The following is a 23,333-nucleotide window of genomic DNA, read 5'->3' as shown; positions in this document are numbered from 1 at the left end:
AGGACTCTCAGGATCATGACTGCCCCTGTCTCTCCCTCACTGCTTGAGCTCGGTGCTGCCGGGCTCATCGAGGACTACTTGAATCAGCTAGGCAAGGGACAGCCCGGCACGTTTGATGCGATGCTCGACCGTCAGGGCCAACTGCGCCCCGGCTGGCAGGGCCTGCTTGGCGCTCTGGAAAGCCTGGGTGCCGAGGGCCGCTATCAGCAGCATGAAGAGCTTCAGCGCCTGCTGGCCGAGAACGGCGTCATCTTCAATATGCACGATGACACCCAGGGGCGCGCCTGGCGGCTGGACCCGCTTCCCTGGGTCATCGACCAGGCGCAATGGCAAGCGCTGGAAATCGGCCTGACCCAGCGTACGCGGCTATTCAATGCGCTGTATGACGACCTGTACGGCCCGCGCACGCTATTCGATGCGGGCCTGCTGCCCACCCAGGCGCTGCTGGCCTCGCCCCACTTCCTGCTGCCCTGCCACGGCTCTCAGCCCAGCGACCGTCCTGCGATCAGCTTTCACGGCATCGACGTCATCCAGGATGCCGAAGGGCAGTGGCGCGTCATTGGCGACCGGCTGCAAGCGCCTTCCGGCACCGGTTTCACGCTGGAAAACCGCATTCTCATGGCCCGCGCGCTGCCTGAAATGTACCGCAACGCGCCGCTGAAGCGCCTGGCGGGTTTCCTGGATAAATACCACCGCACGCTGACCGCACTGGCCTACCAGCACCGCGACAACCCGACCGTGGTGCTGTTGACCCCGGGGCCGGGCAGCCCACGCTATTTCGAGCATGCCTACCTGGCCAACTACCTGAACATCGACCTGGCAGAAGGCCAGGACATGGTCGTGCGCGATAGCCAGCTCTGGTTACGTACCCTGGGCGGCCTGCAGCCGGTGGACGTGGTGCTGCGCCACTGCGACGACGCCTACTGCGACCCGCTGGAACTACGCGGTGACTCCCAGCTGGGCGTCCCGGGCCTACTGCAAGCCGCTCGGGCCAGCGGCGTAGCCATGTCGAATGCGCTAGGCGTAGGCGCTTTGGAGCTGCCGGAGCTGGCTGACTACCTGCCAGCACTCTGCCAGCACCTGCTGGGGGAAGCACTGCTACTGCCCAGCGCCAATGCCCAGACGCCTTCTGCCACGGCCCCCCTGTTCGACCCGCACATGCAGCGGCTGTCGCCCACCACCCTGAACCTGCGCTGTTTCGTTTCCAGAGCCCCGGGCAGCGTCGCGACCCGCAGCCAACAGCCCAGCGATTATCACGTCATGCCGGGGGGGCTTGCCTGGGTGGGCACTCCCGGCTCGCCGTCGCTCAGCAGCCCCATCGTCAAGGACGTCTGGGTGACCGCCAACACGCCCCAGCCTCACGTCAGTCAACTGCGTCAGGCACGCGGTCCCGTGGTGGCTACCCGCGATGGCACCGACCTGCCCAGCCGGGTAGCGGAAAGCCTGTTCTGGCTGGGTCGCTACGGCGAACGGCTGGATGCCCGTGCCCGTTTGCTACGCGAAGCCTTGATGCGTCTGATGGAGTATGACCAGGACGAAATTGCCGACCAGCTACTGGACGAGCTGCTGCTGGCGCTGGAAATCACTACCTTGAACGGCGACGGCGAAGGCGCCAAACCCCCGCTGGTGGGCTTTGCCCAAAAACGCACGGCGCTGCTGGCCCAGTTCGACGAGCAAGACGCTCAGGCCCTCAAGCCGCTGTTTGCTCATTTGCTACGTAACGCTCGAAGCGTGCGTGACCATCTGGGCGACGACTCCTGGCGGGTGGTGCATCAGCTACGCCAGCGAGTGGATACGTTCAGCCCCAGCCTGGGCGCCAGCGCGGCGCGGCGCGCCTGTGAAGGATTATCGGCGCAAATTGCCGCTTTCTTTGGGCTGTGCAACGAAACCATGCCCCATCACTACGGCTGGCGGTTCATGGACATCGGGCGCTTTCTGGACCGCGTGCTTGGGCTGCTATCGCTGCTCAAGCTGACCCTGAACGCGCCCCATTCGCCGGGGCTGGCGCTCTGGGAAGTCGTGTTGGCCACCACGGACAACTTCACCGCCTATCGTCGCCGCTACCGCAGCGAGCTGCACCCCGAGGCCATTCTCGACCTGCTGCTGTTCGACGAGACCAACCCTCGCTCGGTGGGCTACATGCTCAAGCGCCTGGAGCGGCAGATGGATCGCCTACCCGGCAGCTCGTCGCCCTACCGCAACGCCGAACGGCGGCTGCTGATCCAGGCCAATGCCGCCCTGCACCTGGCCGACATCGACCGTCTGAGCCATCTGGCCGACACTCCCGATGCCCAGGCCGCGTTGGAACAGCTGCTGGATGAGCTGATTGCGCCGCTCAGCGCCCTTTCGGACGCCATCAGCCACAGTCATTTCAGCCATGTAGAGCGACCGCGCCAACTTGTCAGCATGGAGCCCGACGAATGAATTACACCCTGCGGCACACCACGCGCTACCACTACAGCGCGCCCGTGACCCTGTGCCACAGCGAGGCGCGCGTGCTGCCTCGCAAGACGCAGCACCAGCAGTGCGGGGCCTCCGAGCTGACCATCAGCCCCATGCCTCACGTGCAGGCAGAGCGGCGGGACGTGTTTGGCAATCGGGTACTTTACTTCGCCATGGAAGAGGTGCACCAGACGCTGGACGTGACGGTCGTCACGCCTTTGAACACTCAACCTCTGGGGCCGCTGCCTGCCAGTTCGCCCAGTTGGGAAAGCGTGGCAGCGCAACTGCGCCAGGACAGCCGTTTCGACATGCAGCTGTATCGGCTGGATTCGCCATTCATCCGCCGCAACGATGAGCTGGCCGACTTTGCCCGCACCTGTTTCACGCCCGGCCGCCCGCTGGTAGAAGCCGCCATGGCCCTCAACCAGACCATCTACGATACCTTCGAATACGACCCCAGTTTCACCACTCTGGCCACCCCCTTGAGTGATGTACTGGCCAACCGCCGGGGCGTCTGCCAGGACTTTGCCCACCTGGCCATTGGCGCGCTGCGTTCGGTGGGCCTGCCTGCCCGCTATGTCAGCGGCTATCTGGAAACCCAGCCTCCCCCCGGCCAGCCCCGCCTGATTGGCGCCGATGCTTCCCATGCCTGGCTGGCCGTGTGGATCCCCGATTGGGGCTGGCTAGCCCTGGACCCGACCAACGGTACGCTGGCCGGTGAACAGCACCCGGTGCTGGCCTGGGGGCGCGACTACGCCGATGTGGCCCCCCTGAAAGGGGTCATGAACGGCGGCGGTGAGCACCAGCTCGAAGTGGAAGTGGATGTCATGCCGCTCACCGAGCACAGCGTCGCCTGAACCGCCTGCGCTGGCCGTCAGCGGCACGCCAGCAAGTCAGCGCTGAATCAGGCCATTGGTCAGCCACGGCTGCCAGGCCAGCAGCACCAGCGTGGCCAATGTGGCCAGCAGGAACGGCAGCAAGGCGCGGAAAATTTTCAGCGGCGGCGCGCCGGTCATGGAGGAGGCGATGAACAGCCCCGCTCCCACTGGCGGGGTCAGTAGCCCCATCACCAGCGTCAGGCACACCACCACGCCAAACTGATATGGGCTGATCGCAAACTGACTCTGCGCAATGGGCATCAGAATGGGCACCACCAGGATCAGTGCGGCAATGCCATCGATGATCATGCCCACCAGCAGCAGCGCCGCAATCACCAGCAGCAGGAACACGAAAGGATCACTGGTCAGCGCAGCAATCCACGCGGCGGCCATCTGCGGCAAGCGCTCGTATACCACCACCCAGCCAAACACCCCGGCGGCGGCAATCAGCATGATCACCAGCCCTGCATTCATGGCCGTACGTGCCAACACCTGCGGGAGCTGCCCCAGGCGCAGGTCGCCATACACCCAGCGCCCCATCAGCAGGGCCGCCAGCGATGCCAGGGCAGCCGACTCCGTGGGCGTCGCAATGCCCAGCAGAATGCCGCCAATGATGATCACCGGAATCAGCAGCGCGGGCAGCCCCCAGAACGCGTCGTGAAGCGCCTGCTGGCGGCTGGGCCACTCCCCCTTGGGGTACTGCTGGACCAGCCCCACCAGCGCAATGACCACGAAAAAGCTGGCCCCTAACAGCAGTCCGGGCAGCAGTCCGGCAATGAACATTTCGGCGATCGGCACCTGCGCCATGACGCCAAACAGTACGAACAGCATCGAGGGCGGAATGATCGGCGATAGCAAACCACCGGCGGCGGTAATCGCGGCGCTGTAGGGCTTGTCATACCCCTCCTGCTCCATGGCGGGCACCATGGCCCGCGACATGATGGCGATTTGCGACGCCGCAGAGCCAATGATCGCCGCCATCATCATGTTGGCCACCAGGTTGATATATGCCAGCCCACCGCGAAACCCGCCCACCAGCAGCCGCGCCAGGGCGATCAGCCGTTTGGTCAGGCCGCCTTCGTTCATCAGCTCGCCCGCCAGCATGAACAGCGGAATGGCCAGCAGTCCGTAACTCTCGATGGCGCTGAACAGCTGCTGAGGGTACGAATCGAACAGCACCGCATTGCCCGATGCCTGGATATACCACATGGCCGTGAGCGCCAGCACCAGCGCAATCGGCACCGCTCCCAGCAGCAGAATCAGAAATACCACAACGGTCATGTGCGTTCCCTCAGCCCCTGAACGGATTGCAGCAGGTTGGCCACGCCGTGCAGGCTGAGCGACAGCGCAAACCAGGGCACGATCAGCCACGCCCAGAATTTCTTGATGCCCAGCGTGGAGGTGTTTTCGGCGTAGATGAAATTGAAGGTCTGGCCCTGGAAGGCGCGCACATCGAACCCGGCCTGGGCCAACGCCCAGGGTTGATACCAGCGCCAGCAGAGCCACGCCAACAGCAGCGCAAACAGCAGCACCATGGCGTCCACCGCCAAGGTAATGGCACGCTGACCCGTGGCGGGCAACAGATCGCTGAGCAGCGTCACGGCAATGCCCTGTCGGCGCTTCAAGACCGCCCCGGCAATCAAAAACGTCATCCAGATCATGGCGTAGATGGCCAGTTCACTGACCCAGTAAAGCGGATTGCCCAGCGCCCGAAAGGCAATGTTGGCGAGGATGAGACACGTGACCGCCGCTGCCAGGGCAGCGGCGGTCATCTCTTCGTAACGGGCAAGCCTGAGGGAGAGGCGTTGCAGCATGATCATCGAAAGCCTCTGGTTCAGCGCTACTCGTCGCGCAAGCGGTCAGCTTCCGCCCGCAGGGTTTCCAGCATCGGAGCCTTGGGTGCCCAGATGCCCTCCCACTGAGCAATGGCATCGGCAAAGAACTCGGCATCCGCTTCCACGATGTTGATATCCAGGGCGCGAATTTCCTCTTCCTGGGCGGCGTCCATGGCTTCGAAGCCGCTCAGCACATTGTCGAGATGCTCGGCCATGGCGGTTTCGAACAGCTCGCGATCCTGTTCCGACAGCTCACGCCACACGCGCCCCGATACCACGCCGACCATGGGGAACATCATATGGTTGGAGATCAGCAGGTTTTGCGCCTGCTCATGAAATTTCAGGATCAGGATGGAATCGAAATCCATGTCGATGGCATCGACCTGACCGTTGGCCAGGGCATCGTAGACTTCCAGCAGCGGCATGGGCGCAGGCGCTGCGCCAGTGGCCGTGTAGAAATCACGGATTGGCTCGAAGGGCGTGATGCGCAGGCGCTGGCCACGAAAATCAGCGGCGCTCTCGATGGGGCTGCGGCTGAGTACTTGACGCATACCGACCATGCCATACCCCAGCCCTACCAGGCCCACGCCTTCCGGCATCAGCTCGAGCAGCTCGGCGGCCGCCTCGGAGCGCAGCAGGCGCGCGGCATGGTTGACGTCATCCACCAGATAGGGCGCATACAGTGCACCAAAATCCGGTATCCGGTTGGAGATTTCGGCGATAGTCAAAAATGCCATGTCCAGGGCACCGGTCTGCAGCTGCTGCACCATTTGCGCTTCGTTGCCTAGCTGCTGGGCAGGAAAAACGCTTACGCTGTGCTCGCCGTTCGAGCGTTCGTGCACGGTTTGCGCAAAGGCTTCGGCTTCCGTCGACCAGAGGTGCTGGGCGGGCGTGATCAGCCCCAAGCGAAAGTCCCGCGCCTGGGCGCTCAGGGAAGTGACGGCCAAAGCAGCCGCCGCACAGGCCAGTGTCAGCGTTTTGAGTCGTTTCATGCAAAGCCTCTTGGGATCCCAGCGGCAAGACCAGCGTCTTGCGTTATTTTCGTTAGCGCCTTGAGAATACCCCAGCTACTTCGTTGATAACACCCGTGCTTTTGGTATCCCGCTTGACGCTCCGGCGCAAAAGACAGGATGATAGGCGTTCTTTTGACCTCCTCCCCTCCCTCAGCTTGCGCTGCCGTCTGACGATGGAAAGGAAGGGGATTCCCTGGTTGTTGCCTTCCAGGTTCCTGCTTCGCAGCCCGTTGCCCCTGGTGATAGCACCTCAGGTCTTACACAAGCTCCACAGGCTTAACCTCCCGTGAGCCCCACGGTAGTTTTCTCATGCTGGCGAAGCTTGTCAGCCCCGGCCAGAATGGCTTTGCCCGATTGCAGTATGTTGCGGGCAGCGTTTACGTCGCGGTCAATGCCTTGGGTGCCACAGCCAGGGCAGTCCCAGGTGCGGACGTTCAGTGGCATCTTCTCGGTGATATGACCACAGTGAAAACAACGCTTCGAGCTGGGATACCACTTGTCGATCTGGACGAAATCACGCCCGTATCGTTCGGCCTTGTACGTCAGTTGTTGGGTGAGCTGATGCCAGCCCACATCGCTGATGGCCCTGGCCAGTGAGCGGTTTTTGACCATGTTCTTGATTTGCAAACTCTCGGCAGCAATGACTTGGTTCTCGTGAATAAGCTGCGTGGAAAGTTTGTGGGTGGCGTCACGACGCTGGTCGGCCAGCCTGGCATGCACCCTGGCGACCCGATGCCGCGCTTTGGCGCGGTTCTGCGATCCTTTCTGTTTACGCGACAGGTTCCGTTGCGCCCGTGCCAGCTTACGCTCAGTGCGCCGCAAAAAACGCGGGTTGGGGATTTTGTCGCCGTCACTGGTGATGACGCGGTGCGTCAGCCCCAGATCAATGCCGACCATTTTGGGGGTGACCGGCAGTGGTGTGGCCGCTTCCTCCACCAAAAAACTGACATGGTAACGGCCAGCGGTGTCACAGCTCACCGTGATACTGCTCGGCGTGCCGGAAAAAGACCGGCTCCAGCGGATAGCCAGCGGGTCTTTTTGCTTGGCCAGCCACAGTTTGCCGTCGCGCCAGCGAAAGCCGTTGGCCATGTAAGTGGCCGATTGCTTGCGCTGCTTCTTCTTGAAGGTGGGATACCGCGCCTGGCCTTTGAAGAAGTTGCTGAAGGCCCGATCCAGATGCCGGAGCGACTGTTGCAAGCAGACGTTGGACACCTCGGCCAGGAAGGCGGTGTCCGGCTCTTTCTTGAGGCTGGTGAGCGCTTTGGCCGTGGCGTTGTAGCCCATGCGCTCCTGACGCTCGAACCAGGCATCGGTGCGCTGGCGTAGGAAGTGGTTGTAGACGTACCGCACACAGCCAAACGTCCGGGCAAGCTGATCGGCTTGCTCAGGCGTAGGATAAAAACGATAACGGTAGGCGCGGTGTACGGTCATCATGACTTGAATCTAGCGCGGTAAATATAGCCTGTCAACCAGGAGGCGCTGCGCGCCTCGCGCTATCCTTCCCCGGCCTGGAAGGCCGAGGTTTGACGCGCAATTTGATCAGGACGAAGCCATGCCGCCCCACTCCGCACACCGCGCGCTACCGTTTTCCACCAACTGCATACACTTGATCCCGATGAGAGGGCGCTGGACACGCCGTTTCACAAAGCGCTCGACGAGCCCTTGAGAGCGGGCGACACGCTGCAGCTGGACGGCATGACGCTGAGCGTCGAAGGAATTCTGGGGGAGCGCGTTACCACCGTGGCGCTACAGCTGGCCACGCAGCCACCGGAAACTTGAGAGCAGCGCCCCCATGGCGTCACACCGCCATGGGGGCTTTGACATCGCGCTTCAGGCGGCTTCGTAAGCGGCCTTGAGACGATAGAACTCAGCCACGATGGCCGCCATCTCGCTGTCGTCGTAGTTGCACAGGCCGCTGACCACCAGTTTCTTGGAGCCCACGCCCACGGGCTGGCCAGAGGACTGAATGGAGAACTCCAGCAGCGCATCGGCACGCTTGCCCTGGACTTCGAGAGACGACTGGGTCAAGGCGAGATCCGGTGACAGCGCATCCAGCCGGTCCAGACAGAAGCCCATGCTGTCGTAGATCACCAGCGGGCGCTTGGGGTTGAACATCACCCCGTGCTGCTCCATCAAGGGCTTCAGATAGTGTGGAAAATTCTTGCCCGAGAAGGCCACGTAGCAACGCGCGAAGGCTTCCACGGCCGCTTCGTCACGGGTGACTTCCCCTCGGCGTACCACCTGCAAATAGCACTTTCCGCTATCGTCGCAGACGTGGATATCGCCGTTGTCGGCTTCGCTAAACTTGAGCGGTGTATCAGCGCCTACCATATTGGTGAAGCGAAATTCCATTTGTCGCGACAGCCCGAACTTCACCAGTACCAGTGTGAACAACAAGTCGCCGGGCACGCAGAAACGCCGTGCGTCCGGGTTGTGAATCGGGTTGTAATCGCCGGCCACGCCCTTGGCGAAGCGGCTGGCCTGCTCGGCGGAGATCACCACGTACTCTCCGCGCTGCGCGTAAAAATCCTTGAACATGGCTTTGCTGCCTGCCTAGCGTTGAAATCGAAAACCCATAACTGCCCCACGTCGCGCATAATGCCATAAAACACGCGCCAACAGGAGTCATCTGCCAGGATGCTTGTATGACCAACGAGACGCCCCCCACGCCGCGCCGCCGTTCCCCCTTGATCTACGCCTTGGTGGCCGTGATCCTGGTTGCTCTAGTGTGGCTGGGGGGCAGCTACTGGCTGCTCAATAGCCAGTGGCTGCCGCGCCAGATCTCCACCATCGACGGCGTAGAGGTGCGCTGGTCGAGTGCCCAGAGCCTGCACCCCGGCCGCTGGGAGGTCGAAAACCTCTATCTGGCCCGGGACGATGCCGCCCTGCCCCTCTCGGTAGAAGCCGAACGGGCCACCTTGTCGCTCTCGCTACTGGCCCTGCTGCGTGGCGAACTCTACCTTCACGCCCTGAATGCCGACGGCATTCGCCGCCTGACGGTTGGCGATCTGGCGCTGGAGGCCGAAGGCCAGCTGCAGGTCATGGATACCCAGCTTAGTCAGGATCGGCTGACCTTGCCGCATGTGTCGCTGGACATTACCCAGGGCAGCCTGGTGCGGCTCAGTGATCAGACCACCTTGATCCAACAGATCGACCTGCGCAGTACGGCGTCGCTGGCCGAGACCGCTACCCAGGCATTACGGGGGGAGGCCCTCGAAGAAGCGCTCTTGAGCGCCCTGGATGCGCGGCTGTCGCTGACCGCCCAGGCCGATGCCTGGGACGTGTTCATGCCCTACCTGGAAGCGTTGCCGTGGCTCAACCTGGCGGGCCGCGGTGAGCTGCAGGGTGAGCTTGCGCTGGTGGCAGGCGAACTGCAGCCCGACAGCGAGCTGGTACTGACCGCGCCCGTCCTGGAGCTTGCGCTGGATGAGCAGCGCCTGGCGCGCCGCGATGAAGCACGCCGCTGGCTGCTCGCAGATGCCTCGCCCCCACGCCACACCGCCACCGGCGAAGGCCAGGTACGCCTTGCGGTGGAAGAGCAGCAGCTGCGCTTTTCCACCCGTCTGGCACAGGTGACACTGGCAGAAGCCACACCTTCCGACACCCGCCCCTATGCCACCGATACCCAACTGACCCTGGCCACCGAGCTTCCCAACCAGCGCCTGGACCAGTTGGCGCTACCTACCCATGCCACGCTGGCCCTCTCAGGCCAGGTCACTAGGCTGGACATGCTGGACCGCTACCTGGCCACCACGCTGGAAGGCCAGGGCATCAGGCTCACTGGCGAGGGGAGTATCGATGCCCGGCTTGCCCTGCGCGATGCACGCCCCTACCAAGCCGAGCTGGCCATCGAGGCCCCAGCACTGGGTGCAGCGCTGTTGGACTTCACCACCCAGGGCCAAGGTACCCTGAATGCGCAATTAAACGAAGATGAGCAGCTGCACGCCACGCTGGCACTGCGTGATGCCGAGCTGTATCACCAGACGCGCCAACTGATGGCCAACGCGCAGCTGACCCTGGACGCCACCAGCCCCCTCGACCCCGAACAGGCCAGGCAGCACGCCACGGCACGGCTGAGCTGGGCAGAAGCCACGCTCCCCGACCTGGGCGTACTGCAACCTTACCTGGCAGGCCTGCTGCCCTCTCCCACCCCGTTGACACTACAGCGCGGCAGCGCCACCAGCCGGGGACAACTGGAGTTCGACACACAGGCCGTGCAGGGTGAGCTGCACCTGGCAGGCAATCAGCTGACCACCGGCTGGCAGCGGGGCGATCAGCGCGGCACCCTGGTCAGCAACGCGCAGTTGCAGCTGACGATACGCCAGGCCGCGCTGGACGGCACGGCGCTGGATATCAGTGGCTCACGGCTGCGCTGGCAGGTGGCCGACGAGCACGCCCTGGAGGAGCCACTGGAGAGCATCATCGTGCTTCGTGATGGGCAGTTTCAGCGCCGGGCAGGCGTGCCCAGCGGGCAGTTCCGCGTCGACGGCAGCGTTCAACGGCTCAGTTTTCTCAACGCTTTTTTACCGGATGCCCATGGCATCAGCCTCTCGGGCGAAGGCCAGCTCTTCTTGCAGGGGGCGTTTCGTGACGACCAGTTCCAGGCCCCCACACGCCTGAGGGTCAACGCCAATGAGCTGGCCGTGACCTTTCTGGACTATCTCGCCACAGGGCGTGGAGAGCTGACCGCGCAGCTGGACAGCTCCGAACAGGCGCGGCTTTCACTCGGCATTCCCCAGTTTGCCCTGAGCCATCAGGACGACGGTCGCCCTCATCTTCAAGGCCGCCACCTGGCGCTGACCACCCAGACAGACCGCTTCAGTGAGATGCTGGAAGCCGCCGCCCCGGAGCACTTCGTGACCCGCATCGTGCTGCCCATCACCGAAGTGCCGGACATGACCCGCTACAACCGTTTTCTTCCTGACGATGCCGGGGTGGAGCTGCTCTCCGGCCACGCCAGCCTGAGCAGCGAATGGCTGCTGGAAGGGCTGCAGGCACAAGGGGAGATTACCCTGCGCGCTTTCGAGACCGAGCTGGCCCTGCTGGACCAGCGGCTGCGTGGGGATATCGCAATGCAGCTACGGCTCACCGACGGCGACCTCGATGCTCGCCGTTTCACCGCCAGCGACTCCTATGTGCGGCTGGAGAACATGTTCCGCCAAAGCGAGGAAGGGGCTCAGGACGCGGGCTGGTGGGTGCAGCTCGACCTACAGCAGGCACGGTTGGTGTGGGGCGACCCGCTGCAGCTGACCAGCCAGCTGCGCTTGGGGATGCGCGACTCCGGCTTGTTGGCGCGACTTTTTTTAGCCCGCGCCCGAGAGCGCGACTGGCTGGGTCGGCTGCTCGACGTGCAACCCATCGAGGGCAGCGCTGAACTGAACATCGACGGCGAACAGATTCGGCTGGCCAACCTGGCGCTGACAGGTGGCCCCCTGTTGCTACTGTCGGACATCACCCTGGCCCATCAGCAGGCCAATGGCGCGCTGTATGCCCGCCTGGGGGCGCTGGGTATCGGCGTCGAGCTGGTGGAGAGCGAGCCAACCCTGCGCGTCATTCAGCCTCGGCGCTGGTTCGATCAATGGCGCGCCACCCAACGCCCATAAGTACCGGCAGGCGCTTAGCGACGACGACGCTCGCGGCGAATCATGCGCACCCGCTCCTTGGCCTTCTGGGGCGTCGAGAGCGAGGTGGTGTGTGGCTCTGTCGTGTCGTCGGCTTCGTCGTGTTTGGGCGGCACGGTCACCCAGGCAAACACCGGCAGCGCCAGGTGCCAGTGAATCGCCGCCAAGCGCAGCCCCAGGGTGACACTCAAGGCAGCCGCAATGGCAAGCGTCAGCGGTGCCTGCAAGGATTGGAGCACCACATAGACGATCCCGCCCGCCATGGCGGCGGTGGCATAGATCTCTTCGCGCAGCACCATGGGCACCCGCTGGGCCAACACGTCACGAATCATGCCTCCCGCCACGCCGGTCATCATGCCCATGAGTACCGCCACCACCCCCGACGTGCCCAGCAGCAGCGCCTTGTGGGTACCGATCACGGTAAACAGCGCCAGGCCGAAGGCATCCGCGATGGGTAAAAACCCCCGAGACAGACGATGGATATAGTGAAATCCCACCAACGACACGCCCACCGTGGCGAGGATGACCCACAGATACGTGGGGTCGGTGACCCAGAACACCGGCCGGACACCCAGCACCAGATCCCTCAAGGTGCCGCCGCCGATCCCGGTCACCGCCGCCAGCACCAGCATGCCAAACGGGTCCATCCGCGAACGGCAGGCCAAAATGACTCCCGACAGGGCAAACACGATCACCCCCGCCAAATCCAACCCGTAAATTACCCCCGACACGCGGCGCTCCTTTGATGCAACCCTGAAGAGGCGGGCAGAATATCACTGTTGCGGCCGGTGCGTAGCGGATTATGCGGGCAAGGTGACGTTAATGTTCCTGACGCTCGAGCCACTCGCGCAGAAACGCAATTTCACTCTCTTGAGCCGCGATAATCTCCTCGGCGAGCTGGCGAATCTCTGGGTCATCGCCATATTCGAGCACGATCTCGGCCATCGCAATGGCGCCTTCATGGTGCGGAATCATGCCCTTGGCAAAGTCCACGTCGGGGTCTCCGCTGAAGGCCATGTTCATATCTTCATGCATACGGTCATTGGCCGCCTGAAAAGCGGCGACGGCCGGATTCTCTGAAGGTGATGCGGCCTGCCCATGGGCGTCGCTGTCTGATGAGTGATGATGCGCATGGCTGAGCGGCGCGATCAGCGCCCCTGCGAGCATCATGGCACCTACCCAGTACGGCCTGCGCATGGCGGGTAGAAGGCTCTGGGTGACACTTTGGCAAACGTTGGACATCAGTGTGCTCCTCAATGGCTGATTGGCTTTGCCTGCCTCTGTCAGGCAGGACGCTATCGTCACGATAGATTAAAAGTCTAAAACCTTGGGGCAGCACAGAGGTCAAGAGGCCTAAGGTCTAGGGTCTCCCCATTTTCCGGCGTGTCATCGGCATAGTCCTCCTGAGGAGGTGAACAAGTCTGGTATTCGTGCCTCGGCGTCTGGCGCTCTTCTCCAGAGGGGATAGAAAACACTTCGGCCTTGAGCAAACAGCCGTTGCCAGCCCCGCTGCAGGCTATAGAACGGGAATATCAGCCGGCGGTGTCGCTTCTGACGTTGCGCGTGCCGCACCAACTCCGGCGCTCGGTCCTGATAGGCCGCAAGCAGTGTCATTTCCAACAATTGTTGCGACTAAACAATAATTGCTGCGACAATCTCTATGTTGAGTTTACATAGAGTGCGCCTTTGTGACCGTTTCTCTTAAACAATCCAGAACCTTTAGCTTCCATGATGGCACCCTAAAAAACGAGGCAGAGCGCTTGGTCGTTTGGTGGTACGGGCCTATATTTAAGAACAATCGCTTACGAAGCGTCCCTAAAATCCATATCTTCTTAAGAACCATCGACCATGAAAATAACTTAGGAGGCGTGATGAGACGTGAGACTGTCTTAACGCATCTTGGGCTATTGAGAATAGGGTCAGTATGGGAAAAGGGCGTGAGTAGCTCGCGTATTGCCTACGAGGAAAGAAAATTCTCCGTTTCTTTTTCTCCAGGCGGCTGGCGAATTGTCACCTTAGATGATTTACGACAATCAGGACGAAGCCTCTATACCGCTTTTCATGACTCGAACTACTTACCCCAGAAAAATCAGCACAAAACATACCTGATTGAATTTGACCTTCCAGATGGCAAACACTTGCTCATCCCTTGCACAGAATTTTTTATTCGCGTTTACGGCCGATCTTCTGAAATCAAGCGAGTGCTCGCCACTTACCCTTGGGAAGAAGTCAAAAAACGTCTTTATCGACAGCTTGATGCGCCTGCATCCCCAGGTACGTGGCCTGTCAAATTTACCTATCATGTTCATAAACACGATGCCATTTTGCTCGCGCATATGTTGTACGATCCGTATGCCAAGCGCGCTGCAAAATATATATATTCACAATTTGAAACCAGCTCCACGCCAGATGAGATGCTTTTAAAAGCCACCCCATGGTTTCAAGGCAGCGGGGAAATCTCTGTTTCTGGCGTTCCAATTGATGGTGGCAACACATTCCTAGGCTTGCAGATATTAGGCTGTACGCAGCCCGATGGTGCCACGATCCACCGCGAAAGAGAGAAGTCAACGACAGTACCAGCCACCGATGGCGATGATGCTCCCACTCAATTTCCCTATCATCAGCTTCAAGACATCCCCGATGTCATTGACCTGACGGATGATGAAGAGCCCGACCATGGCTCTTCTTGGCTAGACCTTCCTGAGGACGAATTCGTTATTTTAGGTAAGCCTCGCGCCGTCTTGGATAAACGATATACTCGAAAAAATGTGCCCGATACACGAGGCGTCCCCGTTCCGGGTGACGAAACTATTTTCTCCACTGGGGAGCCGCATGGATCAGGAAAAGGGGTCGGACAGGCCTCTATTCATGCTCCTATTACACTGGAATCACAGGGCTTTCTACGTGATATGTGGAATGCGCTTCTCTATTTGCAATCGGCCTATCCCGAAACGATTCGTGGCGTTAGCTGGTTTACCTTTGAAGACGGCTTTAGCACTTCCCCCGACCCTCGGTTGATCAGCCTCGAACCTTTCGAAATAGACGAGGAGGTGGAAACGTCAGTCGCTAATTGGGTTTACATTGATACTCAGACCAAGGTACCTCGCGGGGTGCTCGTCGTTCGGGTGCATCTGTTAGATCAAACGCTCTATCTCATGGAGATCCAACGACGCCCTCCAAAACCCAGAGCTGGCGGTAGCGAGGAGGCATCCAAGCCTCCTTCCTATAAAGGTTTAGTCTTCACGCTGAGCCACCAAGGCAGCTTCGAGCAGTGGTTACGCCAAGTGCTGTCTAACGTGCGGCACGTAGAAGGTGTTGTCCAAAAACTAGTTGGTCACTGCCCAGGATTCGCCGATACGTTCAAGCACCCTAAATCCAAAAAGGAACAGATACCCTGCGAAGCCTCTGTGTTAAATGCTTTTAGCAAGGTCAGTATTGGTCGCAGTGACTTAGCATAGGTACTATTTGCCACCTTTATGAGTAGCGGTGTCTGTTTTGTCGCTAAGAGCAACCTGTACACCCCGTGTGCAGGTTGCTCTTCTGACGAAGAGCCGATACGGCCATCCCTTCAGTGGCGGGCGAGGATCTTCGCTGCGATGGGCGAAGTGATCATTTGAATCACGGCAAAAAAAGCGGCTGGAATCGCGATCTCTGATGGCAAGCCGGAAACAGCGACAAACGCTGCAGCGATGCTGAATTCCTTTTTACTGACCGTGAAAAGATAGGTAATCACCTCTTTGCGATCAGAGGTGAGTAACCGTGAGGACATACCTACCAGGTACCCAATCAAATTGAGGCACAGGGCCGCGCCCGCAATCACAAACGCATACCAGCCATAGCCAATGATCGTGGTGGCATTCGGCCCGACCACGGCGAGTAGGATCAGCAGATACAGAATCGACCCTATCCCTGCATACGCTGAATCATGCCGTGCAAAGAAAGCCGAGAACCTTGTACGCAAGCTGACCCCAATCACGGTAGGAAGAAGCACGATTAGTGTTAATTCAAGAATAATTGATCCAAGCGGCACGTCTAACTGAAGGCCGGTGAGCCATAAAAACAGGAAGGGAACAATAAACGGACATAACGCGGTGTTGACTGCGTTGAAAACAGCGGCAAGCGCCACATTGCCTTTCGCCATCAGTACCAAAAGAGGAGAAGACACATCTGTCGGCAGCGTGCCGAGCAAGGTTTGGCCAGCAGCCAGCGGGCCGCTTCCAAAAAATAGACGGCCCGTTAGCCACCCGGCAATCGACATAGGCCCATAGACCAGCCCCAATGCCAACAACTGCCGTGACGGCTTTCGGAACACGATGCGCACTGCATGCGCATCGAATGTGAGGCTGATAATCAACATCAGTAATGCCAGTAATGGCCCAATCGCGAACTTAAGCATTATTCCGGTGGCCGGAAAGAGTAAGCCTCCCCCCGCGACGACGATTACAAACCAGACAAGGTGCGCCTCGACAAAATAAATGAATCTACCCATGGTGGATTGGACGTTACCGGTTGAAGTGGATTGAGCCCCGCACCTAAAACATGATCACCTTCGGCCCAGCACACAAAGGCTCCTTGGTAGCTAGGGACGTGCTTCCCAATCCAGCGATGCAAATAGATAATGCTCAAGGGTTGAAGCTTTAGGCTAGAGGTTTTATAGTACCAAGAACAGATAATTCGAGAGAAGGTAACAGATGGGACATCATCATGATCATCCCCACATTGATCCTGCCTCTGGCGACCGGCGCGTCAGCATCTCCATTTGGGCCAATGGGCTCTTAACCATCGCTCAAATCGTCGGTGGCATTATGGCGGGGAGCCTATCGCTGATCGCTGATGCGTTACATAACTTTTCTGACATGGCAGCATTAGTCATTGCCTTTGCTGCTCGTAAAATCGCCAGACGGCCTGCCGATGCGCATATGACCTTTGGCTATGGCCGCATCGAGATAGTGGCAGCACTCATCAATTACACCACCCTCATTATTGTCGGTGTCTACCTGATTTACGAAGGCGCTATGCGGATGGTCGATCCCCCTGAGATAGAGGGATGGACGATCGTGATTATTGGTGGCGTCGCGCTCGTCGTCGATGCCCTTACCGCCATGCTCACGTGGTCAATGCAAAAAGAGAGTGTCAATATCCGCGCCCTTTTTCTGCATAACTTATCGGATGCGTTTGCCTCCATCGCCGTGATTATCGGTGGTTCGCTTATTTTACTGTACGACATGCGCTGGGTGGACCCCGCGATCACGATAGGGATTGCGCTATATATTCTTTACCTAGCCTTCTCTGAAATTGGCGGCCCTATCCGTACGCTAATGCTGGGATCTCCCCCGGACATTGACGGGCAGGCAGTCGTTGAGACCGTACGAGATATCGAGGGAGTCCAGGATATTCACCATGTGCATCTATGGCAGATGCAGGAAAACATGGCAGCCCTTGACTGCCACGTGGTTCTGACAGAAACCGGCTGGCAGCAGCTTGAATCCGTCAAAGCAGAGATCAAGGAGCAGCTTAAAATGCGCTTCAGTATTGCTCATTCCAGCCTAGAGTTTGAGCATAGTGACCACGCGCATCAAAATGCCAATCTATATGGGCACGAGTGATAGACCGAGGCCGACTCCCGGCTCAGGTAGGTAGCGAGCGGCTTACTCCCATAGCGATTGGCTTATTTTTCAACCCTACTTTTCCACCCCATCGTTGAGAAAGAGAGAGAAACATGTTCAAAAAAGCGTCTTTTATATTGGCCGGTACGTTAATGCTGACCGCTGCGATCGTCGCCGTATCGAAACCTGCCCTCTTAGATATGCAAGCTCAGGCAGCAAAGGAGAGCAGTGTCCAGGCAGAGGACTCCTTGGTGCGCTCACACTCCCCCATCTTGGGACGAGAAGACGCGCCGGTGACGATTGTGGAATTCTTCGATCCGGCTTGCGAAGCCTGCCGTGCTTTCTATCCCCTGACAAAAAGTATTCTGGAAACCTACCCAGAAAAAGTGCGGCTCATCGTGCGCTACACTCCTTTCCACGGCGACGTATCGGACAAGGCCATTCGGGTATTAGAAGTTGCTCGTCGTCAGGGCGTCTTTGAACCGGTACTGGAGAGGCTGCTGGCTCGCCAGGATCAATGGGCTTCACATGGCAGTTTTGATGAATCCGCTATCCTCGATATCGCGAGCCAAGGAGGCCTTGATTTAGCGGCTGCCGAAGAGCAACTGACTTCTGCTGAGGTGCAGGCGGTGATTGACCAAGACATGGCGGATGTCAGAGCCAATCAGATTCGCCAAACACCTACCTTTTTTGTCAATGGCGAGCCTTTAGACCCCTTTGGTATGCAAGAGCTGATTGATGCCGTTGAGAGTGAAGTAGCGGAGATCTCTGGGGAAGAGGATGGCCAGTGATGCAGCGCTGGTGGTTACTAGGCTTTGTGGGCTTTTACCCCTTGCTAGCCGAAGCCAATTGGCAAACGCATCTGTCATTGCCTCCGTCTGAACTTAGCCCTGTCAAGTTACAGGCGGCTAGCGAGCAAGAAGGCACATTACCGCTCGATAGCGTTGATACCCTAACCTTTGGGCGTGATGTCGTCATTGATACCACCCTCTACGAGGCCTTGGCAGCAGAAGGTGTCCCAACGCGTTTCGCCACTAAACTGGAAACACTGCTCAGCGAGTTTATCGCAGCGCCGCTGGAGTTTTCTGGCAGTGAACGTATTCAATTAGTGTGGGAGGAAGATCGACGCCAGGACGGCGCCCGTGTTGGGCCACCACGCCTCAGTTATGCCGCTCTGCCTGATCAGGCAGAGCCCTTGGAGGTCATATGGCCGGTCACCCAAAAGGGGGACGTAGCTCTTTTCAAAAGCGACACCCTGCTAGGCACGTTGCGGTTGCCCGTGCTTAGTGCCCGCTTAACGTCTCGCTTTGGGAATCGGCGACATCCTGTGTATGGAGGGATGCGTCCTCATAATGGAATTGACTTGGCTGCGCCGACAGGAACGCCGGTCATTGCCACCGCACCTGGGCGCGTATTCTTTATGGGTCGCCAAGGGGGATATGGGCAGGTGATCGAGGTGGAGCACGACACAGGGGCCATTAGTCGCTACACACACCTTAGCCGATTCTCCCCACAGCTAGTGGTTGGGGATTTAGTCAATGCGGGAGAGTCGCTCGGAGAGGTAGGTTCCTCCGGGGTCGCCACGGGCCCCAACCTGCATTACGAAGTGAGAGTCAATAACCAGCCTGTTGATCCCCTTGGTCAAGGTCAACGCATCATGTTGGGTGAGCAGCCGACTCAAGGTGAATATCAAGCGTCACTTTACGAGGCAAGAGATCGCTTGGAACAAGCTATCGGCACGGCGTCCATTTATGACTTGATCTCGTTTAACGAGCCGTAACCACCCGTGCTTAGCAACGTTGCATGGATTGTTAGTAACGTGAACGTGTGCTTGCCTCGTTATGGAACCCTAGCGCTGTGATCACTCATCTACCACAAGACAGGTAATCGGTATGGAAGAGGTTTCTCTCGTCACCATGGGGGTATTGGGAAGCCTTGCCGCGGGCTTGATGACGGCTGTCGGGGCGCTTCCTATCTTGTTTACCAAAAGACCGAATCGTGGTGTTCGCGATTTAGCGTTGGGGTTCGCCGCTGGCGTCATGCTAGCGGCCTCTTTCTTCTCACTGATCATACCCTCCTTAGAAGCCTCGGAGCTGCGTTACGGAGGTAGCGTGGTACCTGCTGCCATTGCCTGTGCGGCCATCTTGCTAGGGATTGGAATGGTCGCACTACTGAACGAACTCTTACCTCATGAGCACTTCGAACAGGGGCGAGAAGGGCCAGAGGCTGCCTCACTACGTCGTATCTGGTTGTTTATTATTGCCATTACGATACACAACCTGCCAGAAGGGCTAGCCGTTGGCGTGGCCTTCGGCGCAGGGGGAAGCGAAGGAGGCATTCCACTAGCGATTGGCATTGGACTTCAGAATGCCCCAGAAGGACTGGCCGTAGCAGTATCACTGCTAGGCGTGGGCTATTCACGTTGGCGGTCATGGACGATTGCCGCCCTTACGGGGCTTGTTGAGCCGTTGGGTGGCTTATTAGGCGCTGGAGTCATCAGCATGTCACAAGCGCTACTGCCCTGGGGGTTGGCCTTTGCAGCGGGGGCGATGTTGTATGTGATCAGTCATGAGATTATTCCCGAAACTCATCGAAGCGGGCACCAAAAAAAGGCCACGCTGGGCCTCTCCATCGGATTGGTACTCATGCTGTTTTTGGATGTTTCGCTGGGCTGACCATTGGGCGTGGGGCGTAGCGTTAGTGCTAACCCAAGTCGAGAGCCCCTCCGTGCGATTTTTCAGTGATACAGAGTTGATGATCACTGATGACCTCAATGATTCGGCAGCTTTCCACTTTACCACCGGCACACTGCGTGACCATCCGTTGAAGCTCCTCACGCAGTATGGACAGTCGTTGAAGGCGGGACTCCACTTTCTTTAGGTGATGCGTGGCGATGGCATCGACTTCTTGGCAAGGCATATCAGGTTGATCTGACATGGCCAAAAGCTCTCGCACTGACTCCACCGAAAAGCCAAAGTCACGGGCATGACGAATAAAGGTCAAGCGCCGCACAGCGTCGTCTCCATAGCGGCGCTGCCCCCCACCGGTTCGTGTCGCATCGCGCAACAGCCCAATACGCTCGTAATAGCGAACCGTTTCAGGTTTGCAATCGGCTCGTCGTGCTAACTCACCAATGCTGATACTTAGGCCGATCATCGACATGGTAAAACTCCTTAGGCAGGGCTTGAAGCTGTAGTTGCTACAAGGTTTACACTTAAAAACCATAGCCCATTGGCAGGAGAGGCACCATGAAAACATCAACGCCGACAACAGCGCCTACCACCTTGACGCTGCGTGTTGAAGGCATGGACTGCGGCGGTTGTGAGCGCAAGGTTGTATCGGCGCTAGAGCGACTGGAAGGCATTGAGGAAGTCACGGCAAGCTCGGTCACGGGATCAGTGAAGATTCACCACCACGATCACGGGGCCCCCTCGCGAAAGACCATTGAGGGCATCCTGAACGAACTAGGCTATCAAGTGGCTTCCCATGATGGCCAAACACGCGCATCTGGTGCTTCATCCTCTTGGTGGCAAACCGCTAAAGGGCGCTTGGTCATTATCACAGGAAATCTGCTGATAGTGGCCTTCGCGCTTCGTTTAGCATGGCCTGCGCTGGGTAATATGCCTTTCATTTTGGCCACGCTAGTCGGCTTAATACCCATTGCGCAGAGTGCCTGGGGCGCCCTCAAAATGCGCAATCCCTTTACCATCGAGATGCTGATGTGCATCGCTGCGCTTGGCGCATTGGCCATCAATGCTGCCGCTGAAGCTGCGATGGTCGTGTTCTTGTTCGCCGTAGGTGAGCTACTCGAAGGGGTAGCTGCTTCACGAGCGCGCCGCAGTATCTCAGCCTTGGCAAATTTAACACCCTCAACGGCGAGGCTGATGGACAATGGCCAGCTGCGTGACGTCTCGGCGGAGTCACTTAAACCCGGGCAGCGTGTGCTGGTGCGGCCCGGTGATCGCGTACCCTGCGATGGACGCATCCTGGTGGGCACCTCCGACATTGACGAGTCGCCGGTAAACGGCGAGTCCATACCCCGTTCGCGAGCGCCTGGTGATGACATTTTTGCTGGCACAGTGAATCTTGATGCCGCCCTGGAGGTGGAGGTAACACGAGGCGCTGATGACAATACGATCGCTCGCGTTATTCGTCTGGTTGAAGAAGCACAGGCCGCCAAGGCACCGATAGCACGCTTTATTGATCGTTTTGCGTATTACTATATGCCCGCCGTCGTCTTACTCGCCCTACTGATGGCGATAGTGCCACCGCTGGTATCGACCATGGCATGGTCGGAGTCGATTTACCGTGCGTTAGCATTGCTGTTAATCGCATGCCCCTGCGCGTTGGTCATTTCTACCCCAGCCGCCATCGCCGCAGGTCTCTCGGCGGGCGCTCGGCGCGGACTACTGATCAAAGGGGGAGCCGTTCTTGAACAGTTAGGTAAGCTTCGCTTGGTGGCATTAGATAAAACGGGCACCCTCACTGCGGGTACCCCAAGAGTCACAGATGTGGAGTCTTGGATTGCTGAGGAAGACGATAACAGCGTATTGCGGCTCGCCGCCGCAATAGAGCGGGATTCCAGTCACCCTATCGCCACGGCTATCGTTGAGCATGCCAGACAGTCGGGCATCAACCTCCCCACCGTCACTGGCAGCCGCGCTCTGGCGGGGCGCGGTGTTTCCGGCCAGGTGGAGGGTCGCGAGCTGAGCTTAATGACGCCTCGTCACCTTCACGAGAAAGTCATCCTTGAGGAAAGTCTCAGTGCTCGAATTGTCGCGTTAGAAGAAGCCGGTAAGAGCCTCGCTCTCCTCGTCGAAGGCGAGCGTTTACTGGGCTTGATCGCGGTTCGCGATGAGCCACGCGAAGATGCCATTGAAGGCCTAGCGGCGCTATCCCGTTTAGGCGTACAGGCGGTCATGCTCAGCGGTGATAATGCCCGCACCGTCGCTGCCACGGGGGGTCGCTTAGGCATTGAAGCGTACGGCGAACTAATGCCTGAAGACAAGGCAGCGTATGTTCGAGACTGGCAAGCGGCAGGCCGTGGCCCCATCGGTAAAGTAGGTGATGGCATCAACGATGCACCGGCACTCGCGGCAGCAGATGTGGGTATCGCGATGGGGGGTGGCACGGATGTGGCGTTGGAAACCGCCGATGCAGCCTTGCTCAAGAACCGCGTTACCGGCATCGCTGAGCTGATAGACCTCTCTCGTGCCACGCTGCGCAATGTGAAAACCAACGTTGTTCTCGCCCTTGGCTTAAAAGCCATTTTCCTAGTTACAACGGCGCTGGGTATTACCGGCATGTGGATTGCGGTGATGGCCGATACCGGTGCTACCGTCCTGGTGACGTTGAACGCCATGCGACTGCTGGGTTACCGCTTTTCGCCCAGTACCGCAATGACAGGCCTGTCACAAGGAAAAACAACGTCATGAGAACAGCGCCAAACGATAGCCCTTCACGTCGCTGGCCATGGTTCACATTAGCTTGCGTGATGGCTCTAGCCGATCAACTGGTCAAGGAAATTGTGCATGCCCAGATGTCGTTTGGCCAAGTCATTCCGCTAACGCCGTTTTTTAACTGGGTTTATACCGGGAACACAGGAGCCGCTTTCAGCTTTCTCGCAGAAGCAGGGGGTTGGCAGCGCTACCTCTTTCTTGGTTTAGCGTTGGTGGTGGTCGTCGTATTGGTTGTGCAGCTATGCAAACCCCTGTCGCGCTTGGAGGCCTGTGCGTACAGCCTGATTCTTGGCGGCGCGCTCGGTAATACTGTTGATCGCTTAGCGCGAGGGTACGTCGTCGACTATCTGGACATTTACTGGGGCGAATGGCATTGGCCCGCCTTTAACATGGCCGATATCGCGCTATTTGCCGGTGTATTGATGTTCGCGGTGGCGTTATGGCGTGAAAGTCCTGCTTTTAAGCGCTCTGAGTAACGC

The 23,333-nt window shown here is 59.0% G+C and carries 19 protein-coding genes; 10 read left to right on the top strand and 9 right to left on the bottom strand.

Translation table 11 applies throughout. The annotated features are described in order from the left end of the window. The first annotated feature begins 15 nt into the window (after window positions 1–15). Together HSS18214_RS0116855 and HSS18214_RS0116850 are read left to right on the top strand one after the other, a co-directional pair. Window positions 16–2,424 carry a circularly permuted type 2 ATP-grasp protein gene (locus tag HSS18214_RS0116855; RefSeq protein ID WP_016916447.1) on the top strand — a complete coding sequence of 803 codons (2,409 nt, stop codon included), beginning with the start codon at window positions 16–18 and terminating at the stop codon, window positions 2,422–2,424. Further along, window positions 2,421–3,299, top strand: coding sequence for a transglutaminase family protein (locus tag HSS18214_RS0116850; protein ID WP_016916446.1), 879 nt, complete (start codon window positions 2,421–2,423; stop codon window positions 3,297–3,299). The genes HSS18214_RS0116855 and HSS18214_RS0116850 overlap by 4 nt, the downstream gene beginning before the upstream one ends. A gap of 36 nt (window positions 3,300–3,335) precedes the next feature. Here HSS18214_RS0116850 and HSS18214_RS0116845 read toward each other — a convergent pair whose 3' ends face one another. The 5 genes from HSS18214_RS0116845 to HSS18214_RS0116820 all read right to left on the bottom strand — a co-directional run bounded on the left by HSS18214_RS0116845 (window position 3,336) and on the right by HSS18214_RS0116820 (window position 8,706). After that, window positions 3,336–4,601 (bottom strand): TRAP transporter large permease, encoded by a 1,266-nt coding sequence (locus tag HSS18214_RS0116845; protein WP_016916445.1) that lies wholly within the window; start codon window positions 4,599–4,601, stop codon window positions 3,336–3,338. Continuing rightward, window positions 4,598–5,140, bottom strand: coding sequence for a TRAP transporter small permease (locus HSS18214_RS0116840; protein WP_016916444.1), 543 nt, complete (start codon window positions 5,138–5,140; stop codon window positions 4,598–4,600). The genes HSS18214_RS0116845 and HSS18214_RS0116840 overlap by 4 nt, the downstream gene beginning before the upstream one ends. A 20-nt stretch (window positions 5,141–5,160) precedes the next feature. Beyond that, a complete protein-coding gene (locus HSS18214_RS0116835; RefSeq protein WP_016916443.1) occupies window positions 5,161–6,147 on the bottom strand; it encodes a TRAP transporter substrate-binding protein in 987 nt (328 codons plus the stop codon). Between the two features lie 297 nt (window positions 6,148–6,444). Beyond that, on the bottom strand, window positions 6,445–7,602 hold the full coding sequence (locus HSS18214_RS0116830) for an RNA-guided endonuclease TnpB family protein (protein WP_016916442.1): 1,158 nt from the start codon (window positions 7,600–7,602) through the stop codon (window positions 6,445–6,447). Between the two features lie 396 nt (window positions 7,603–7,998). Continuing rightward, window positions 7,999–8,706 carry a DUF3581 family protein gene (locus HSS18214_RS0116820; RefSeq protein WP_016916440.1) on the bottom strand — a complete coding sequence of 236 codons (708 nt, stop codon included), beginning with the start codon at window positions 8,704–8,706 and terminating at the stop codon, window positions 7,999–8,001. A 107-nt stretch (window positions 8,707–8,813) separates the two neighbouring features. Here HSS18214_RS0116820 and HSS18214_RS0116815 point away from each other — a divergent pair, with 107 nt between their 5' ends. Further along, on the top strand, window positions 8,814–11,771 hold the full coding sequence (locus tag HSS18214_RS0116815; protein ID WP_016916439.1) for a translocation/assembly module TamB domain-containing protein: 2,958 nt from the start codon (window positions 8,814–8,816) through the stop codon (window positions 11,769–11,771). A 14-nt stretch (window positions 11,772–11,785) separates the two neighbouring features. Here the strand turns inward: HSS18214_RS0116815 and HSS18214_RS18390 are convergent, their stop codons facing one another. Both HSS18214_RS18390 and copM read right to left on the bottom strand, forming a co-directional pair. Further along, window positions 11,786–12,520, bottom strand: coding sequence for a trimeric intracellular cation channel family protein (locus HSS18214_RS18390; RefSeq protein WP_016916438.1), 735 nt, complete (start codon window positions 12,518–12,520; stop codon window positions 11,786–11,788). A gap of 88 nt (window positions 12,521–12,608) precedes the next feature. Further along, window positions 12,609–13,031, bottom strand: a complete 423-nt coding sequence (gene copM / locus HSS18214_RS0116805; protein ID WP_016916437.1) for a CopM family metallochaperone — start codon at window positions 13,029–13,031, stop codon at window positions 12,609–12,611. A 446-nt stretch (window positions 13,032–13,477) separates the two neighbouring features. Here copM and HSS18214_RS19155 point away from each other — a divergent pair, with 446 nt between their 5' ends. Continuing rightward, entirely contained in the window at window positions 13,478–15,247 is a 1,770-nt protein-coding gene (locus HSS18214_RS19155; RefSeq protein ID WP_156808548.1) for a hypothetical protein, read from the top strand. A gap of 110 nt (window positions 15,248–15,357) precedes the next feature. Here HSS18214_RS19155 and HSS18214_RS0116785 read toward each other — a convergent pair whose 3' ends face one another. Further along, window positions 15,358–16,278, bottom strand: a complete 921-nt coding sequence (locus tag HSS18214_RS0116785) for a bile acid:sodium symporter family protein (RefSeq protein WP_016916433.1) — start codon at window positions 16,276–16,278, stop codon at window positions 15,358–15,360. Between the two features lie 202 nt (window positions 16,279–16,480). Here HSS18214_RS0116785 and HSS18214_RS0116780 point away from each other — a divergent pair, with 202 nt between their 5' ends. The 4 genes from HSS18214_RS0116780 to HSS18214_RS0116765 all read left to right on the top strand — a co-directional run bounded on the left by HSS18214_RS0116780 (window position 16,481) and on the right by HSS18214_RS0116765 (window position 20,070). After that, window positions 16,481–17,395: a cation diffusion facilitator family transporter gene (locus HSS18214_RS0116780; RefSeq protein ID WP_016916432.1), complete on the top strand. Its 915-nt coding sequence runs from the start codon at window positions 16,481–16,483 to the stop codon at window positions 17,393–17,395. Window positions 17,396–17,508: 113 nt separating this feature from the next. Further along, entirely contained in the window at window positions 17,509–18,186 is a 678-nt protein-coding gene (locus HSS18214_RS0116775; RefSeq protein ID WP_016916431.1) for a DsbA family protein, read from the top strand. Continuing rightward, entirely contained in the window at window positions 18,186–19,175 is a 990-nt protein-coding gene (locus HSS18214_RS18385) for a M23 family metallopeptidase (RefSeq protein WP_016916430.1), read from the top strand. Before HSS18214_RS0116775 ends, HSS18214_RS18385 begins: the two co-directional genes overlap by 1 nt. 112 nt (window positions 19,176–19,287) lie before the next feature. Continuing rightward, window positions 19,288–20,070, top strand: coding sequence for a ZIP family metal transporter (locus HSS18214_RS0116765; protein ID WP_016916429.1), 783 nt, complete (start codon window positions 19,288–19,290; stop codon window positions 20,068–20,070). 28 nt (window positions 20,071–20,098) lie between these two features. Here HSS18214_RS0116765 and HSS18214_RS0116760 read toward each other — a convergent pair whose 3' ends face one another. Continuing rightward, window positions 20,099–20,557 (bottom strand): MerR family transcriptional regulator, encoded by a 459-nt coding sequence (locus tag HSS18214_RS0116760; RefSeq protein ID WP_016916428.1) that lies wholly within the window; start codon window positions 20,555–20,557, stop codon window positions 20,099–20,101. Between the two features lie 86 nt (window positions 20,558–20,643). Here HSS18214_RS0116760 and HSS18214_RS0116755 point away from each other — a divergent pair, with 86 nt between their 5' ends. Further along, window positions 20,644–22,830 (top strand): heavy metal translocating P-type ATPase, encoded by a 2,187-nt coding sequence (locus HSS18214_RS0116755; protein WP_016916427.1) that lies wholly within the window; start codon window positions 20,644–20,646, stop codon window positions 22,828–22,830. Continuing rightward, window positions 22,827–23,330, top strand: a complete 504-nt coding sequence (lspA, locus tag HSS18214_RS0116750) for a signal peptidase II (RefSeq protein WP_016916426.1) — start codon at window positions 22,827–22,829, stop codon at window positions 23,328–23,330. The genes HSS18214_RS0116755 and lspA overlap by 4 nt, the downstream gene beginning before the upstream one ends. Window positions 23,331–23,333 lie beyond the last annotated feature (3 nt).

Source organism: Vreelandella stevensii S18214, from assembly GCF_000275725.1.
GTDB lineage: Bacteria > Pseudomonadota > Gammaproteobacteria > Pseudomonadales > Halomonadaceae > Vreelandella > Vreelandella stevensii.
Note: the sequence above shows the minus strand (reverse complement) of the source record. Positions and strands in the feature narration are given on the sequence as shown.

Bases quoted from the DNA above. Each gene is read 5' to 3' on its own strand.
- HSS18214_RS0116855 (WP_016916447.1), top strand. From the start codon at position 16: ATGACTGCCCCTGTCTCTCCCTCACTGCTTGAGCTCGGTGCTGCCGGG.
- HSS18214_RS0116850 (WP_016916446.1), top strand. From the start codon at position 2,421: ATGAATTACACCCTGCGGCACACCACGCGCTACCACTACAGCGCGCCC.
- HSS18214_RS0116845 (WP_016916445.1), bottom strand. From the start codon at position 4,601: ATGACCGTTGTGGTATTTCTGATTCTGCTGCTGGGAGCGGTGCCGATT.
- HSS18214_RS0116840 (WP_016916444.1), bottom strand. From the start codon at position 5,140: ATGATCATGCTGCAACGCCTCTCCCTCAGGCTTGCCCGTTACGAAGAG.
- HSS18214_RS0116835 (WP_016916443.1), bottom strand. From the start codon at position 6,147: ATGAAACGACTCAAAACGCTGACACTGGCCTGTGCGGCGGCTGCTTTG.
- HSS18214_RS0116830 (WP_016916442.1), bottom strand. From the start codon at position 7,602: ATGATGACCGTACACCGCGCCTACCGTTATCGTTTTTATCCTACGCCT.
- HSS18214_RS0116820 (WP_016916440.1), bottom strand. From the start codon at position 8,706: ATGTTCAAGGATTTTTACGCGCAGCGCGGAGAGTACGTGGTGATCTCC.
- HSS18214_RS0116815 (WP_016916439.1), top strand. From the start codon at position 8,814: ATGACCAACGAGACGCCCCCCACGCCGCGCCGCCGTTCCCCCTTGATC.
- copM (WP_016916437.1), bottom strand. From the start codon at position 13,031: ATGTCCAACGTTTGCCAAAGTGTCACCCAGAGCCTTCTACCCGCCATG.
- HSS18214_RS0116785 (WP_016916433.1), bottom strand. From the start codon at position 16,278: ATGGGTAGATTCATTTATTTTGTCGAGGCGCACCTTGTCTGGTTTGTA.
- HSS18214_RS0116780 (WP_016916432.1), top strand. From the start codon at position 16,481: ATGGGACATCATCATGATCATCCCCACATTGATCCTGCCTCTGGCGAC.
- HSS18214_RS0116775 (WP_016916431.1), top strand. From the start codon at position 17,509: ATGTTCAAAAAAGCGTCTTTTATATTGGCCGGTACGTTAATGCTGACC.
- HSS18214_RS18385 (WP_016916430.1), top strand. From the start codon at position 18,186: ATGCAGCGCTGGTGGTTACTAGGCTTTGTGGGCTTTTACCCCTTGCTA.
- HSS18214_RS0116765 (WP_016916429.1), top strand. From the start codon at position 19,288: ATGGAAGAGGTTTCTCTCGTCACCATGGGGGTATTGGGAAGCCTTGCC.
- HSS18214_RS0116760 (WP_016916428.1), bottom strand. From the start codon at position 20,557: ATGTCGATGATCGGCCTAAGTATCAGCATTGGTGAGTTAGCACGACGA.
- HSS18214_RS0116755 (WP_016916427.1), top strand. From the start codon at position 20,644: ATGAAAACATCAACGCCGACAACAGCGCCTACCACCTTGACGCTGCGT.
- lspA (WP_016916426.1), top strand. From the start codon at position 22,827: ATGAGAACAGCGCCAAACGATAGCCCTTCACGTCGCTGGCCATGGTTC.